The sequence below is a fragment of the Psychrobacter sp. W2-37-MNA-CIBAN-0211 genome (assembly GCF_040309405.1).
Taxonomy (GTDB): domain Bacteria; phylum Pseudomonadota; class Gammaproteobacteria; order Pseudomonadales; family Moraxellaceae; genus Psychrobacter; species Psychrobacter glaciei.
The window spans coordinates 1-260 of record NZ_JBEOOU010000328.1; the positions used below are offsets into that span (position 1 = coordinate 1).

The 260-nt window shown below is 43.1% G+C and carries 1 protein-coding gene; it reads left to right on the top strand.

Translation table 11 applies throughout. The features are described from left to right. A partial coding sequence (locus tag AAEY72_RS15420) for a YqhA family protein (RefSeq protein ID WP_352311476.1) occupies nucleotides 1–260 on the top strand: 260 nt, incomplete at both ends.

Below are 260 nucleotides of genomic sequence, written 5' to 3' on the forward strand. Positions count from 1 at the left end.
GGTCTGCTCATCATGGTGATGTTTTCAGGCTACGAAAACTTCGTATCACAGCTTGATGTGGGCGAAAACAGTGAGAAACTCAGCTGGCTTGGCAAGATGGACACAGGTTCGCTTAAAAACAAGGTGGCCGCATCTATTGTAGCAATTTCATCCATTCACTTACTTAAAGTATTTATGAATGCCGAAAATATCGCGAACGACAAGATCATGTGGTATCTACTTATCCACATCACTTTTGTGTTATCGGCCTTTGCCATGGG